Here is a 13,365-nt window from a genome sequence, read left to right as displayed (position 1 = left end):
TTCTTCCTTTCAATTAGACGGACCGGATATCTTAATGTTAAGAAACTTAATATTTTTATTTTATGGAGGATAATCATTCATGAGTGTTGCACTGGGCTTGTTGCTTATTCGGTTGGTTGTTGGTTTGACGTTTGTCGGACACGGCGTGCAGAAGCTGTTTGGCTGGTTCGGCGGATATGGCCTAAAGGCGACCGGAGGCTGGATGGATTCTATCGGTTTAAAGCCAGGCGTTCTAATTGCGCTGACAGCCGGTCTTGCGGAACTTATCGGCGGTACGCTCTTTGCCCTTGGCTTATGGCTGCCGGTATCTGCTGTACTAATTGTACTTACGATGCTTGGTGCAATCATTGCCGTTCATCGCAGAAACGGCTTCTGGATTACCGGCAATGGCATGGAATACAACATTGTCCTCATTGCAATCGCAATCGGAGTTGCCCTTATAGGAGCAGGCGAGTACGCAATCGGCGGTTGATCGGATTAACAATACATTCACTCATTGGAGGTAAATTGTATGATACAAACACTCGTATACGGTCCTTCTCTTCAAGCAACAGGCGCATTTGATGGCGGCAAAATCACGGAACAGAAGCCAATCGGCTTCTCCGGTGAAGGTTCTGTCGTGAAACGTGTGAGCACCTTGTTCTACTGGGCATGGGCTCACGCCAAGCAAGATGGCTATATTCCGCTTCATCCTCATCAAGCTTTCGAAATCATGACCTATGTTGTTGCAGGTCAGGCGGAACACGGCGATACGCTCGGCACCAAGAGCACGGTTGGTCCCGGCGGCGTGCAGCTGATGCAAACCGGCTCAGGCGTCAGCCATGAAGAACGTTTTGTCGGTCCGGACATGGAAGGTTTTCAAATCTGGTTCGAGCCCTCTATCCAGGAAGCCCTTAAACAGCAGCCGACGTACAACCAGTATGAGCATAAGGACTTCCCAGTAGTTGAAGGTGCCGGTTATACCAAGAAAACGGTAATGGGCGAAGGCTCGCCAATCTCCATCACGGCAGATGCGCTGATGTGGGATGTTGAACTTGCACCTGGCGCGCAATTTACACATCCGATCGCAGGCGGACGGACATTGACTGCTCTGGCCATTCGCGGAGAAGGCTCTTGGACTTATTCATCAGATGAAGCGAAGGATACCACTTTTAAACATAAAGATTTCATCTTAGCCAGAGCAGCCGAAGCGCAAGAAGCCGTCATCACTGCAGCCGGCAACACACCGCTGCGTCTCATTCTGATTGATGTGCCTACAAACGTTGACTACCCGCTATATCCTAAACGTTAATAATTACGGTGTATGGCAAAAGGGGATCGAAGTGCCGCCTTGGCATTCCGATCCCCTTCTTTATTTAGTGTGCTGCAGCCGGACGTTCCTTCGCTTTGTCCGCTTCGCCCGCGTTACGGGTTGCCGCTTCGCGATCCTCCAGCATCTCTTCGATTGATTTGGTTTTGAGACGGGCCGCACCTTTATAGTCTTGGCGTGTCGGAATGAGATTACCTGCAGCTAGCCGCTCCTTAGCTTGCTCAATAGAAGCGCTGTATTGCGGCAGCCATTTCGCCTGCGCAACAAGCATCTCGTCGACCATTTGCCAAATTTCCTTCGGATTACATACAGCACCCACAAGCGGATCCATCATCATCGCTTGGCGGAGCAGCTTATCGTCGCCATGAACAGCCGCTTCCACCGCAAGTCGTTGAACGGAAATGCTCACGTTGCACACGGCCGCGCAGCCAAGAGGCAGCTCGCCGACGACCGGCATATTGATGCCATTCGCATCGACATAACCAGGTGCTTCAATAATGGCATCATCCGGCAGGTTCGCAATTACGCCATTGTTCACAACGTTGAAGTGTCCACGGTACAACCGGCCTGTTTCCAGCCCTTCAATAATGTAGGAACCGTGCTCCTCCGAGCGTTTCTCCGGGCTGTATACGTATGGATCGCCTTTCATCCAGTTCGGGAAATCTGTCTCGAACCAATTACGCCCTTCCGTACATACGCGCAAGTAGCCGCCGGTTTCCCCATTGATCCATACGCCCATATCGATCCAATCCTGAATCTCATCCGCGCGTTTGCGGTACCAAGGCAGATACTCGCTGAGATGTCCATTCGATTCCGTCGAGTAATAGCCGAATCTGCGCAGCATATCGATGCGCACCTTCTCTGTCTTCTGGAACTCCGGATGGTTCTCGAATGCCTCAAGCAGCTCGCCTGTCTTGTCTACTCCATTATGTTTAACAGATACATACCAAGTCTGATGATTGATGCCTGCGCAAATAATATCGACCTCTTGCTTCTTCAGCCCAAGCGCAGTCGCGATTTGATGATGACCGCCTTGAACGCCGTGACAAAGTCCGATTGTCCGCACACCACCGTATTTGTTGCAGGCCCAAGTCAGCATAGCCATCGGATTCGCATAGTTCAGCAGCAATACATCCGGTGATGCAACCTCGCGGATATCCTTGCAGATGTCCAGCATTGCGGCGATACCCCGCTGGCCGTACATGATTCCGCCTGCACAGAGCGTATCGCCAACGCATTGGTCTACGCCATATTTGAGCGGGATGTCAACATCATGCTGGAAGGCTTCCAAGCCGCCGATACGAACAACGGTAAGTACGTATTTGGCATCCTTTAATGCTTCGCGGCGGTCGGTCGTCGAATGGATTTGGATATGAAGGCCATTCTCGATGATGTCTCGTTGGCACAGCTGCGTCACCATGTCCAGATTGTGTGCATTAATGTCTGTAAATGCAAGCTCTATGTCGCGAAATTCGGGTACCGCAAGCAAATCACGCAGCAATCCCCTTGTAAATCCGATACTGCCCGCTCCGATAAAAGTAACTTTGAAAGACATGCTAAACCCTCCTGAGGTTAGTGGAATAGAATACTCGTTCATTACCCTCATTCTAGCAGGAGCATCAAGAATGCGTTTCCACAAATCCAACCGGATTGCGCCAAGCATGTCAACTATTGCAACTGCTTATCGAAGCCTTGCATCGTTTCGATGGATCTGCGGTAAGCCGCCGGAGACATTCCGGTCACTTTCTTAAACAGCATGCTGAAATATTGGCGGCTGTTCAGGCCGATATAATCAGCGATATCGATGATCGGGACATCGGAGCGGGCGAGCAGCATCTTAGCTTTCTCCACGCGCAGCTCGGCTAGATATTCCGTAATCGTCACATTCATATTCGCTTTGAAAATCCGCTGCAAATACACCGGATGTAAGCTTACTGCTGCTGCAACATCCTTCGCCTGAATATCGCAATCATAATGCTGATGGATATATTCTATTGCCTTGCGCACATAGCGGTGATGCTGCCCATGGGCAACATCCTTCGCTTCATCTGCCGCTAGCCGAGCAACACGAACGAGCAGCTGCGCAAGCAGCAAATGTGTCATGCTGCGGCGCTGCGCTCCGCCGGTATCCATTTCCATGACAATACTCTTGAGCGTATGATGCACTTCATTGGGATCCCGCAGCACGATCGTACTGATCTTGCGGTCCAATAGCTGAGCCAACGCTTCATGCCCTTGGGCAAGCTGCGTCATAGACGGATATATGCCATCGCATTCCGTAAAGTTAAACTCAACATTGAGCATCCGGCAGGGACTTTCTTTCGGCACGATAAGTTTATGCGATACGCGAGCATCCAATAAGATCAGATCTCCTTTGCGCATCTGGAACACCTCATTCATCGTCTCCACCGTACACGTACCGGAAATCACATACATAAATTCGATCGCGTCATGAGCATGAAAGTCCATATCGTAATCGAGCCACTGCTTATAATAGTAAGCGACGATGTTGGGGCGGAAATCTCCGCCTTCTCTCCAATAAGGATCGTATAAGCTGTAAGATCGCATACAAGCACCCGCCTCCATTTCACCGTTTAGTAGTAGACTTACAGCCGAAGATGAAGATTACCCTTCAAGCGAACCGCTCCCCAGTGACTTCTGCAGCAAGAGGATCAAGAAGCTGAGAATGACGCCGACGATAACACCAATCGCAAGGTCATGAGTAACTACAACCGCAGCCACGGTAACCACCATAACAATCGTTTCGCTGGCAGGGACGGAGCGCAATTTAAACACCGATTTCCAGTCAAAAATCGCAATACATACCATCAACATAATGCCAATGAGCGCGGCCATCGGAATAAGAGCGAGCAAATCGCCAAGCACGACAACGAGCAGTAACAGGAATAACGCCGCAACGAGCGTCGACAGACGATTCCGTCCGCCCATCTTCACATTAAGGACAGACTCCGCAACAAGCGCGCAGCCTGCCATCCCGCCGAAGAATCCCGCGATGAAATTCGCGATCCCCTGACCTCGCATTTCTCGGTTCTTGTCCGTCTTGTCTCCGGTCATCTCATCGAGCAGGTTCTGCGTCAGCATCGTTTCGGTGAAACCGACAACAGCCAGAGACAGGGAGTACGGCAATATAATGAAGAACGTTTCCCACGTAAACGGAATATCCGGCAGCAGGAATGATGGAAGCGAAGCATCGATGGCAGCAATATCCCCAATACGAGTGACGTCGCTAATCCCTAGCACCCATACAAGTATCGTCAGCAATGCCACGGCAACAAGCGGCGACGGCACAGCCTTGAAATAACGAGGAAGGATATAAATGATGAGCAGCGCTGCTGCGATCAACACATACATCATGAAGGAAGCATTCACCAAATAGCGCAGCTGTGACAGGAAAATCAGTATCGCGAGCGCGTTCACGAAGCCCGTTAAGACCGGCTGCGGCACGAAACGCATCACTTTGCCAAGCTTGAAGACACCCATGAAATATTGGATAACGCCGGTTAACACCGTCGCTGCGAATAAATACGCGATGCCTTGTTCTTTCACCAGTGTCAGCATCAGCACCGCCATGGAGCCGGCTGCCGCCGAAATCATGCCGGGCCTGCCGCCCAAGAACGTAATGACCAGCAAAATACAAATGGTCGCGTAAATCCCCACTTGAGGCGGCACCCCAGCCATAAACGAAAATGCCAAGGAGTCCGGTATTAAAGCAAGTGTTGCCGTCATGCCGGCAAGCACATTTAATCTGACATCCGATGTCCATTGATCACGCCAAGATCCATTCAAGAACCGTTCACCTCTAACTATAGATATAGATGCCGAAATTCCGGTATTCTATCGGTTAGCATAACCCCCGATTCCACGGACGGTCAACGTTCTTTTATAAGTTTCTACATTAAAAAGCCCGCAAGCCGGCACCTTTCGAAGAAAGGCGCAGTTTGCGAGCTTGATAGGGTAAATTAGCGAATCCGGTATTCGTCAAAATAGCGAGGAAGTATCGTCGTTGAAGCACCTGGCTGCTGCGGGAGCGTGTAGAAGCCGTCAACTACAGTAGCCGGCTCCTCGAACCGATCCAGTGCATCGGTCCAAAACGCAGCTCATCCCAGATCTGTTTGATCATCGTCGGATCCTTGCCAATCAGTACGGGAGCGTAGTAACGGTCGATCGTATCCGCAATCATCTCGTCGCCTTTCGCAGTCGTACCGGGTCTCCTCCGCTACTCTTAAAATGTACTTGCTTTGTGCGTATCCGGACACCAACGTGCCGCGCGATAGTGGGAAATGAGGACATCGATCGCTTTATCTGTTCGAATGGCGGTCAGCGCCTCGAATGCATAGGCACGCGTATAACGGTCTGCGCTGAGCAACCCGAACTGCAGACCGGACACCACGAGATCAGGATCGCCGGACTTCCCGATGCGAAGTAAGGACAGCGCTGCCGTATAGCCGATTTTGTTCTTGATATATTCTTGATTGTGTACATAGAAGCTTGTACTGCCAGCCGCTTCATTCTCTGATTGCTCCTGCAGGACAGCTTCCTCAATGACACGAACCAGTGCCGGTACCGTCATTTCAGCCGCTCCGTTAATCATCCCGAGAGATTCTACGGCGTTACGTCTCACCCATTCACTGGAATCAGCAAGCAGGGCTATTAAGGCAGGCACTGCGGATGAAGCCTCTTCTCCGAGCATACCGAGTACGAAAGCGGCAAGCGCTCTGCTGTTCTCCTCTGCATGCTGAAGTACGTCGATCAGACTCGGCACTGCTGGAGCGCCTGCTGCTTGAAGTCCATAGGCTGCACGCTGCGAAGTTAATTTGGACCCATCCTTAAGGACGCTTAGCAGCTCTTGCATCCCGGCCGATCCCATGTGACCCAGCGCATATACCGCGTTTAATGCCGCATCTTCCACAGGATCTTGAATGAATGCGGTAAGCTTCGGAGCTGCGGCAGCCGCCGCCTCGCCCATTAAGCCCAGCTTGTCTGCAGTTCGTGCACGAATAGCTGCGTCTGCGTCTGCGCCCGCCAGCTCTTCAATCAGAGCCGACACCACTTCTTCGTTACCGATGATGACAGGCGTAAAGTTCTTCTCTCCTCTGAGCCAGTTCCATGCGTCATGCCATAAATTAAGATGCGCTGTCGGTGCTTCAACCGGAAACGCCGGCGTACCGTTCGTATGATTCCAGCTTGGCGACTTCGGCTCCCGCAAACGAACGAATTGGAATTTCAACATGTACCGGTCGAGATTCGAGGTGTTCAGCGATGCTTTATGCCAGATGTCGAAATGGACTAATGCAATCGTCCCTGCTTTGCCGGTAGGCAATACGACTTCTTGATTCGGGAATTTCTCGTTGTATTGGGAGCCGGGCATAATAGCGGTCGGCCCCATCTCTTCGGTAATGTCCTGCGTATAGTAGAACATCATGACCCACCAAGGACGATGGCTCCGCATCGAGGACCAGTAGCCGTCCTTATGCCACTGACCGCCGCCCGGTGCTTGATTCCCCGGCTGATTGTAGTGCATATGCCGGTGAGGATGCATATAATAGTCAGGTCCGAGGACGCTTGTCAGTGCACCTTTTACAGTTGGCGTATCAAAGAATCGTTGGATATCAGGCACACGCGGCAAAATATTATTGCCCGGATTACCTTCATTCTGCAGCACGTAGTCAATTTGTCTCATTACATTCTGGTGCAGCGCAGACGGCAACTCATTGTGTAAAACCACGAATCCATTGGTAATAAATGAGATCATCTGCTCGTCGCTTAGCAATTCCATTTCATCAAGCATTGTGATGCAGCCCCTTCATTCGTAAGTTATTGTGTTATATTTAATGTATACGAGAGGGTGAATTTTGTATTTAGCTCACAGTCATCCAGTTGCACAATAGTCAGGTTGTTTTTAGCCCAATCATTTCGTTTGCAAGTTTGCGATAAAGGAGATTCTCGCCATGGATTTCAGCAAGTTCCATCCCTATGTCTATTACGCGACCAAATATGCCTTCTATCGCGGACAGTCCAGCTTAAACCGTTATGTCTATTCGAGCTCTATCTACATGGTGACGGAAGGAAAAGGCATCTTCGGCTTGCGCGGCAAGCAATACGAAGCACTGCCCGGCATGATGGTCTATATGGAAGCCGGACAGCCCCACGATTGGATTGCTGACGCCACCGACCCGCTGATTCATGTATGTTGCTATTTCGATTGGTATTATGTAGACAGAACCGAAGTATTCAAGGATCACGCCGCGCCGCTATGCTACGACTATCCCCAGCTGCGAACCGAGCTCGTAGGCGAAGCGTTTCCTTACCCGCTGCCCGAAATATCCACAATAAGCGGCGCATCCATGCTCAACTGGACGGACCTGCTGCAGAGAAGCTTTATTTCGAGCGAGCATACGACAGAGCGAACCTTCCTGCGGAGCATGGCTGCGCAGAGCCATTTTGCCGTATTCATCAATCACTTCTTAACCTACTCGCTGCAAGAGAGGCATATCCCGGATCCGAGGATTAGCAAGCTGCTCGAACGCATTGAGTCGGATTTAATTAACGGCAAAGCTATTGAATTGGAGCTCTATTCGGAGCAGCTTGGTGTAAGCCGAGGTTATTTCTTCGAGCTGTTCAAGAAAACAACGGGTTTATCACCGGTTCAATACATCAATCAATTCCGCATTAACAGAGCGAGGGAAGATCTGCGCTCCTCCAATTTGAGCGTTATGCAGATCGCGGACAAATACCAGTTCAATTCGGTTCACTACTTCTCCAGAATGTTCAGCAAATATGTCGGCATGTCTCCTCAGACCTACCGAGAATCCGAAGTCTCGAACAGAATTCTGTTCTAAAACAAATAGCCCGGCAGTGTATGCACTGCCAGGCTAAAGGGTCATTTGGAACAGGAACTATCCGCTGTGTACGTCTGCTCTACGGAAATATAAGCCGATAAAGAGAAGCGGAACGAAGAATGCAATCAGCATCGTCGTTACTCCGGTGGAAACAGAGTTATGATCCGGCGACATGTTAAGAACCAGATTCAGCGGCGCACTCCACGGATAATACATAATGAATCTGGACTGCATGATGGTGAGTTCCGAAACGACGGCAAACACGCCAAGACCCATTGCCGGAATATAACTGCGCCACATAAGAGCCACTGCAGCCGCAATTGGCAATAGGGCATATTGCAAGATGAAGAGCAGACCGTATTTGCCGGCTTCTTTTCCGAATACAGCTAAGGTCGGCATCTCGCTTGTAAACAGGAAGCCTGTACCAAAGGTAAGCAGGAACGAGAGCAGGATAACCGATAACAGAACCGGAATAGCGATGATAAACTTTGCTGCAAGCACTTGATTGCGCGAATGCGGCCCCGTCAATAGATTGTTTACGGTACGCTCTTGGAACTCCCTTGCGAATAAGTAACCACCCAATAAGGCAAATAAGGCCGGACACATCAGCATCGTCAAAATGAACAAATTATTCTCGAACAACCCCTTCCACTCAAAAGCCCCCGAATTGTTCAGTTGTATGAAGAATCCGAGTGCTCCCGGAAGCAGCGCACCAAGCAGAATCAGCCATAACATGCGGGAATTACGCCATTTGAGCCATTCACAGGCAATGAGATTAAGCACGGGCCGCACCTCCTTCCACAAGGCGCACAAAGTAGTCTTCGAGCGAATCCTTCATGGCGGAAAGACTATTCACAAGAATGCCTTCCTTCACGAGCAACCGGTTCATCTCGCCCGGAATCAGTCCATCATCATAGACACGGAGCCAGCCATCCTCATCGATTCGGCAATCGCGAATGCCCATCTCCGAAACTAACAGCTCTCTGGATTTCTCCAGCTGATCCACCTGCAAACTAATATAATGACGATTGCGCTCCTTAAGAGCATGCATCGTTGTCTCTTCCAGCATAACGCCGCGATGGATGATGCCGACTTTCGTCGCCAGCTGCTCCACTTCACTTAGAATATGGCTGGAAACGAGTATCGTAATTTTCCGTTTCTGCGCGAGCTCCTGGATCAGCAATCGAATTTCTTTAATCCCCATTGGATCGAGGCCATTGGTCGGTTCATCCAGAATGAGCATCTCCGGACTGTGAAGAATCGCTCTGGCAATGCCCAGACGCTGCTTCATACCAAGGGAAAAGTTAGCCGCTTTGCGGTTTCTGGCCTCCCATAGACCTGTCGTATGAAGAGCATCCTCCATCGCGTCTTGACCTTGAACACCCATCATTTTGCGGTGAACGTCCAAATTCTGAATAGCCGTTAGATTCGGATAAAAGCCAGGATATTCAATGACCGATCCGACTTTCCGCAGCACCGCATTGCGGCCCTTGCCGATCCGCTCTCCAAGCAGCTCTACGGATCCGGCCGTCGGCTGGATGAGTCCCATCATCATCCGAATCGCTGTCGTCTTGCCGGCTCCGTTCTGTCCGAGGAAGCCGTATATCTCGCCGGGCATTAACGTCATGTCAATGCCATTCACGGCTTTAACGCCTTTATAATGTTTGCAGAGTCCGCGGACCTGCAGGATAGGTTGATTCATTGTTAGTAACGCTCCTTCGATAATTTAAGCAATATCTTTGCGCAGGAACCCGAAGCATCCGGCAACGAGCAGCACAAGCAAATAGAAGACCGTATACAGAATAAATGCCATACTAGGCACATTGATGGCGGATAACGGACCCATCGTGTTCACCATATCGGTCGTCACCGGCAAATCGAGTCCATTGAGGAGCTCATAAGTCACCCGCTTCAGCATCATATTGGATGGCAGCAGCATGGAGAAGAACAACGCGAACTGTGAGATCTTCTCACTGGCGAACGGGAGATTCTCCAAGAAACCGCTGAATAGACTTATTCCATACAGCATGGCGCAAGCGACGCCGTTTCCGAGCATGGGCAAGAAGATCGAGCCAAACATCGTAAGGGCAAGCAGCAGCAGCGGCGCCCAGATGAATAGCAGCAGCGACTTCAAGATGACGAGCGGATATAGCGGGAAATCCAGCCAGAAGTGGATCGGAAGCAGAATCGCGAAGAACAAAACGATACTATACCCGATGAGCCAGCATGCGATACCCATATATTTACCCAGGTACACTTTCCATCGCGGGATCGGGCGGGCTAATACGGCCAGCATTAGTCCGTTCTCCACTTCACCGGAGATCGCTCCCATCGTCGTGAACAAAACCAGAAAAGCAATGATCATTTGCGCGAAGAGCAGTCCAAGTGAAAGCAGCATCACGCCGTTCATTAACTCTGCCACCTGTAGCTGATTATGATCATCAGGGGTACGGGATAATCCATAACAGAACAACCCGACAAACAGCACTGTCAGTACAACGCTGACCCATATGATTTTCTTGCGGAACAATTCTTTGCCGGCAAACGCAATCCACATCATGAACGTACACCGCCTTTACCTGCACCGCTGTTGCCCTGTTCGCCGGACATGGCCAGAAACCATTCCTCGAGCCTGCCCTGAACCGGCCGTACCTCATAGACCGTGACGCCTTCTTCGATCAGCAGCCGGTTCAAATAACCGATCTGCTCCCGACCCTTTGCAGACACATGAAGGACGGCGCTGCCATCCCCATCCTGCTTTGCAATCGTAAAGGACATTCCCGGCAGCAGCTGACCCGAAAGCGATTCCTGCAGCTCCGGCAGCCAGCCCGAAGTCGTAACCTCCCAGCTCGTGCCGCTTCGCAGAAGCTCTCGCATCGGCCCCACTGCACGCAATTTGCCTAGGTGAAGGAATGCGACATCATCACAAACCGCTTCGACATCCTCGAGCAAATGTGTGTTCAGGAAAACGGTCTTCCCCTCCGAACGAAGCCTTTCCAGCAGCATGCGAACTTCATAACGGCCGATCGGATCTAGTGCCGAAGACGGTTCATCCAAAATAATAAACTCCGGGTCCATTAGCAGCGCGCAGGCGATGCCGAGTCGCTGCTGCATGCCTTTAGAGTAATGACGGACACGGTTCCAGCCTCGTTCGTTCAACCCGCTAATACGAAATACTTCCTCAATACGGGCCGTAAAGTCGGCTGATTTCGACTGAGATCGCGTCATTCCGCATAATCCGGCATGATAACGGAGCACTTCTGCACCTGTCAGCCATTCCTGGAAGCGAAACAGCTCCGGCAAATAGCCGAGCTTGATTCGTGATTCAGGATGTCCAATCGGTTTGCCGAAGAGTGTACCGCCGCCGGAATCCGGACGCAGCAAACCGACAACCATCTTCACAAAGGTGCTCTTGCCTGCGCCGTTCGGACCGAGCAGACCGAAGATTTTCCCCTTCTCTATTTCCAGGGAAATATCGGTGCAGCCCGTTCCGGACGCATAGGTCTTAGACAGTCCATTCGTTTGCAGAATCATCATTTCATAATTCCTCTTGCTTCATTAATTAAGGCCTCTTCCGATGGATAAGCCTCAGTGGAGCCGCTTAGCTGATAGACCCATTCATTTTGCAGCCAAATCAGGGATCTGCCGCTGCCCGACATGGTCAGGATGGCGTCATTGCCATCGACCTTCAACGTGCGGACGTTGTCTGTCGAAGTCGATGGAACCGGCAGCGTATGGCGCCAATCGCCAATACCCGCAAGCTTCGCTCTCATTTCATCGGGGATGATAGGCAAATCAAGGACTGCCTGCCGAATTTGCTCCACATCGACGTCATCGGATACTTCAATAGACGGGGCAGGCATCTGTAACAGCTGCTTAGCCGTACTCCCATCCTCGGCTGCCTGATCCATCCTAAACGTGCCAGGCATACGAATGACAATCGGCGAATCCTCGACGGAAGCCGGGAATTTCGTTTCGCCTCCGAGCAGCGCGATCATTTTGTTAATTTCCTTCGGATGCAGGTTAAAGGTAATCTGCTGCTCCGGCATGTAGGTTATAATGCTTTTCCCATCGCCCGGAAGCTGCTTAAGCTTCTGTTCTCCGGCTAAGGTCGCTGCCTCGGCAGCATCGACATCGCGCGCCGTTCCTCCGCCTTCTTGCTTGATATCGCCGTACCGATTCAAATCAAGCTGTTGGATGCCGGCCGTTCCCGCTTGCAGCGCATCGCGGAAAGATGTGATATCGGATTGGCTGATTTCAATCGTTTCAAAGTGCTGCACGCGGAACGTCCCCAGCATGGACGCCATGACGTCTTGCCCCCAGGACGTGAACAACAGCATGCCTGCAAGCACCGCTGCCGTCGCGCCGGACAGCCACCGTTTCTTCAGCCTGCGAGGTTTCTTCAGACGTGTTCCTTCATTAATAGCTGCAATTTGATTTGGCGCTGGCGGCTCTTCGCGCGCAGTCAGTTCCTCACCCAATAGCTGCTCGTTTGGTTGCTGATTAGCTTGGTTCGGCTCAGCATTCTCCATCCAGACAGCAGGTACCTCCTCGTCCTTCACCGCCTCGAACAATCGATCGAGCGCATTCTCGACATCAGCATCGCTAATGCCCAGCTCTTGCGCATCTGTATGATCCAATGGTTTATGTTTCATTGCTCCATGACCTCCTCAGCATTCATATTCTTCTTAAACCGACTAGCCGCCCGCATGAGCAGGGTCCCGACAATCTTGGGATTCACCTGCAATGCCTCCGCAATCTCAGCATGCGTATAGCCTTTTTCTTTGAGCAGCAGTGCCTGACGGTCCCGCTCGGATAATTTATTCAGTACATTTCGGACGACATCTCGTTCCCAATTCTGAATGACAGCTGCATCATTAGATGGATGGACCTGTTCTTCCGTTAACGCTTCGTTCATCTGTTTCTCCGTCAGATTCTGTTGTCTGCCGGACTTGCGATAATGATCATATACGATACGGGTCAGTACCCGGTGCAGCCATGCTCCCATGCGATCTAGCTCTTCCGGTGGATTACGGTAAAGCCGCAGGAATACCTCTTGAGTCAAATCCTCCGCTGCTGCGCGATCTCCGATAAGAGCAATAATTTTCCGCAGCACGGCGGGATAATGTTCCCGGAACAACGCTTGAAACCGTTCCGGCCTATTCTGGTTTACCATGTATTCGCCTCCTTCATCTG

Annotated in this window: 14 protein-coding genes; 3 read left to right on the top strand and 11 right to left on the bottom strand. The window is 51.1% G+C overall.

Annotation, left to right across the window (positions count from 1 at the left end; translation table 11 throughout):
• Positions 1–79 precede the first annotated feature (79 nt).
• Together AC0YNS_RS28470 and AC0YNS_RS28465 are read left to right on the top strand one after the other, a co-directional pair.
• Positions 80–472: a DoxX family protein gene (locus AC0YNS_RS28470; RefSeq protein ID WP_475784295.1), complete on the top strand. Its 393-nt coding sequence runs from the start codon at positions 80–82 to the stop codon at positions 470–472.
• Between the two features lie 42 nt (positions 473–514).
• Positions 515–1,291, top strand: coding sequence for a pirin family protein (locus AC0YNS_RS28465; protein ID WP_475784349.1), 777 nt, complete (start codon positions 515–517; stop codon positions 1,289–1,291).
• A gap of 64 nt (positions 1,292–1,355) precedes the next feature.
• On the opposite strand, the gene melA is transcribed toward AC0YNS_RS28465, so the two are convergent.
• The 5 genes from melA to AC0YNS_RS28440 all read right to left on the bottom strand — a co-directional run bounded on the left by melA (position 1,356) and on the right by AC0YNS_RS28440 (position 7,118).
• Positions 1,356–2,864: an alpha-galactosidase gene (melA, locus tag AC0YNS_RS28460; RefSeq protein WP_475784294.1), complete on the bottom strand. Its 1,509-nt coding sequence runs from the start codon at positions 2,862–2,864 to the stop codon at positions 1,356–1,358.
• Positions 2,865–2,977: 113 nt separating this feature from the next.
• Positions 2,978–3,877, bottom strand: a complete 900-nt coding sequence (locus AC0YNS_RS28455) for a helix-turn-helix domain-containing protein (protein WP_475784293.1) — start codon at positions 3,875–3,877, stop codon at positions 2,978–2,980.
• A gap of 57 nt (positions 3,878–3,934) precedes the next feature.
• Positions 3,935–5,116 carry a SulP family inorganic anion transporter gene (locus AC0YNS_RS28450; protein ID WP_475784292.1) on the bottom strand — a complete coding sequence of 394 codons (1,182 nt, stop codon included), beginning with the start codon at positions 5,114–5,116 and terminating at the stop codon, positions 3,935–3,937.
• A gap of 259 nt (positions 5,117–5,375) precedes the next feature.
• Positions 5,376–5,510: a hypothetical protein gene (locus AC0YNS_RS28445; protein WP_475784291.1), complete on the bottom strand. Its 135-nt coding sequence runs from the start codon at positions 5,508–5,510 to the stop codon at positions 5,376–5,378.
• Between the two features lie 42 nt (positions 5,511–5,552).
• Complete coding sequence (locus AC0YNS_RS28440; protein WP_475784290.1) at positions 5,553–7,118, bottom strand: HEAT repeat domain-containing protein; 1,566 nt, start codon at positions 7,116–7,118, stop codon at positions 5,553–5,555.
• Positions 7,119–7,278: 160 nt separating this feature from the next.
• Between AC0YNS_RS28440 and AC0YNS_RS28435 the strand changes: the two genes are divergently transcribed.
• Positions 7,279–8,169 (top strand): AraC family transcriptional regulator, encoded by an 891-nt coding sequence (locus AC0YNS_RS28435; RefSeq protein ID WP_475784289.1) that lies wholly within the window; start codon positions 7,279–7,281, stop codon positions 8,167–8,169.
• Positions 8,170–8,226: 57 nt separating this feature from the next.
• On the opposite strand, the gene AC0YNS_RS28430 is transcribed toward AC0YNS_RS28435, so the two are convergent.
• The 6 genes from AC0YNS_RS28430 to AC0YNS_RS28405 are packed head-to-tail and all read right to left on the bottom strand — an operon-like array spanning position 8,227 to position 13,345.
• Complete coding sequence (locus tag AC0YNS_RS28430) at positions 8,227–8,952, bottom strand: ABC transporter permease (RefSeq protein WP_475784288.1); 726 nt, start codon at positions 8,950–8,952, stop codon at positions 8,227–8,229.
• Positions 8,945–9,871 (bottom strand): ABC transporter ATP-binding protein, encoded by a 927-nt coding sequence (locus AC0YNS_RS28425; protein WP_475784287.1) that lies wholly within the window; start codon positions 9,869–9,871, stop codon positions 8,945–8,947. The genes AC0YNS_RS28430 and AC0YNS_RS28425 overlap by 8 nt, the downstream gene beginning before the upstream one ends.
• Before the next feature lie 24 nt (positions 9,872–9,895).
• Positions 9,896–10,729 carry an ABC transporter permease gene (locus AC0YNS_RS28420; protein ID WP_475784286.1) on the bottom strand — a complete coding sequence of 278 codons (834 nt, stop codon included), beginning with the start codon at positions 10,727–10,729 and terminating at the stop codon, positions 9,896–9,898.
• Positions 10,726–11,706: an ABC transporter ATP-binding protein gene (locus AC0YNS_RS28415; RefSeq protein ID WP_475784285.1), complete on the bottom strand. Its 981-nt coding sequence runs from the start codon at positions 11,704–11,706 to the stop codon at positions 10,726–10,728. The genes AC0YNS_RS28420 and AC0YNS_RS28415 overlap by 4 nt, the downstream gene beginning before the upstream one ends.
• Entirely contained in the window at positions 11,703–12,824 is a 1,122-nt protein-coding gene (locus AC0YNS_RS28410) for a hypothetical protein (protein WP_475784284.1), read from the bottom strand. The genes AC0YNS_RS28415 and AC0YNS_RS28410 overlap by 4 nt, the downstream gene beginning before the upstream one ends.
• Positions 12,821–13,345 carry a sigma-70 family RNA polymerase sigma factor gene (locus AC0YNS_RS28405; RefSeq protein WP_475784283.1) on the bottom strand — a complete coding sequence of 175 codons (525 nt, stop codon included), beginning with the start codon at positions 13,343–13,345 and terminating at the stop codon, positions 12,821–12,823. The genes AC0YNS_RS28410 and AC0YNS_RS28405 overlap by 4 nt, the downstream gene beginning before the upstream one ends.
• Positions 13,346–13,365: the final 20 nt, after the last annotated feature.

The organism is Paenibacillus sp. J22FR21 (assembly GCF_056269135.1).
Note: the sequence above shows the minus strand (reverse complement) of the source record. Positions and strands in the feature narration are given on the sequence as shown.

Bases quoted from the DNA above. Each gene is read 5' to 3' on its own strand.
- AC0YNS_RS28405 (WP_475784283.1), bottom strand. From the start codon at position 13,345: ATGGTAAACCAGAATAGGCCGGAACGGTTTCAAGCGTTGTTCCGGGAA.
- AC0YNS_RS28410 (WP_475784284.1), bottom strand. From the start codon at position 12,824: ATGAAACATAAACCATTGGATCATACAGATGCGCAAGAGCTGGGCATT.
- melA (WP_475784294.1), bottom strand. From the start codon at position 2,864: ATGTCTTTCAAAGTTACTTTTATCGGAGCGGGCAGTATCGGATTTACA.
- AC0YNS_RS28455 (WP_475784293.1), bottom strand. From the start codon at position 3,877: ATGCGATCTTACAGCTTATACGATCCTTATTGGAGAGAAGGCGGAGAT.
- AC0YNS_RS28470 (WP_475784295.1), top strand. From the start codon at position 80: ATGAGTGTTGCACTGGGCTTGTTGCTTATTCGGTTGGTTGTTGGTTTG.
- AC0YNS_RS28425 (WP_475784287.1), bottom strand. From the start codon at position 9,871: ATGAATCAACCTATCCTGCAGGTCCGCGGACTCTGCAAACATTATAAA.
- AC0YNS_RS28440 (WP_475784290.1), bottom strand. From the start codon at position 7,118: ATGCTTGATGAAATGGAATTGCTAAGCGACGAGCAGATGATCTCATTT.
- AC0YNS_RS28435 (WP_475784289.1), top strand. From the start codon at position 7,279: ATGGATTTCAGCAAGTTCCATCCCTATGTCTATTACGCGACCAAATAT.
- AC0YNS_RS28420 (WP_475784286.1), bottom strand. From the start codon at position 10,729: ATGATGTGGATTGCGTTTGCCGGCAAAGAATTGTTCCGCAAGAAAATC.
- AC0YNS_RS28445 (WP_475784291.1), bottom strand. From the start codon at position 5,510: ATGATTGCGGATACGATCGACCGTTACTACGCTCCCGTACTGATTGGC.
- AC0YNS_RS28415 (WP_475784285.1), bottom strand. From the start codon at position 11,706: ATGATGATTCTGCAAACGAATGGACTGTCTAAGACCTATGCGTCCGGA.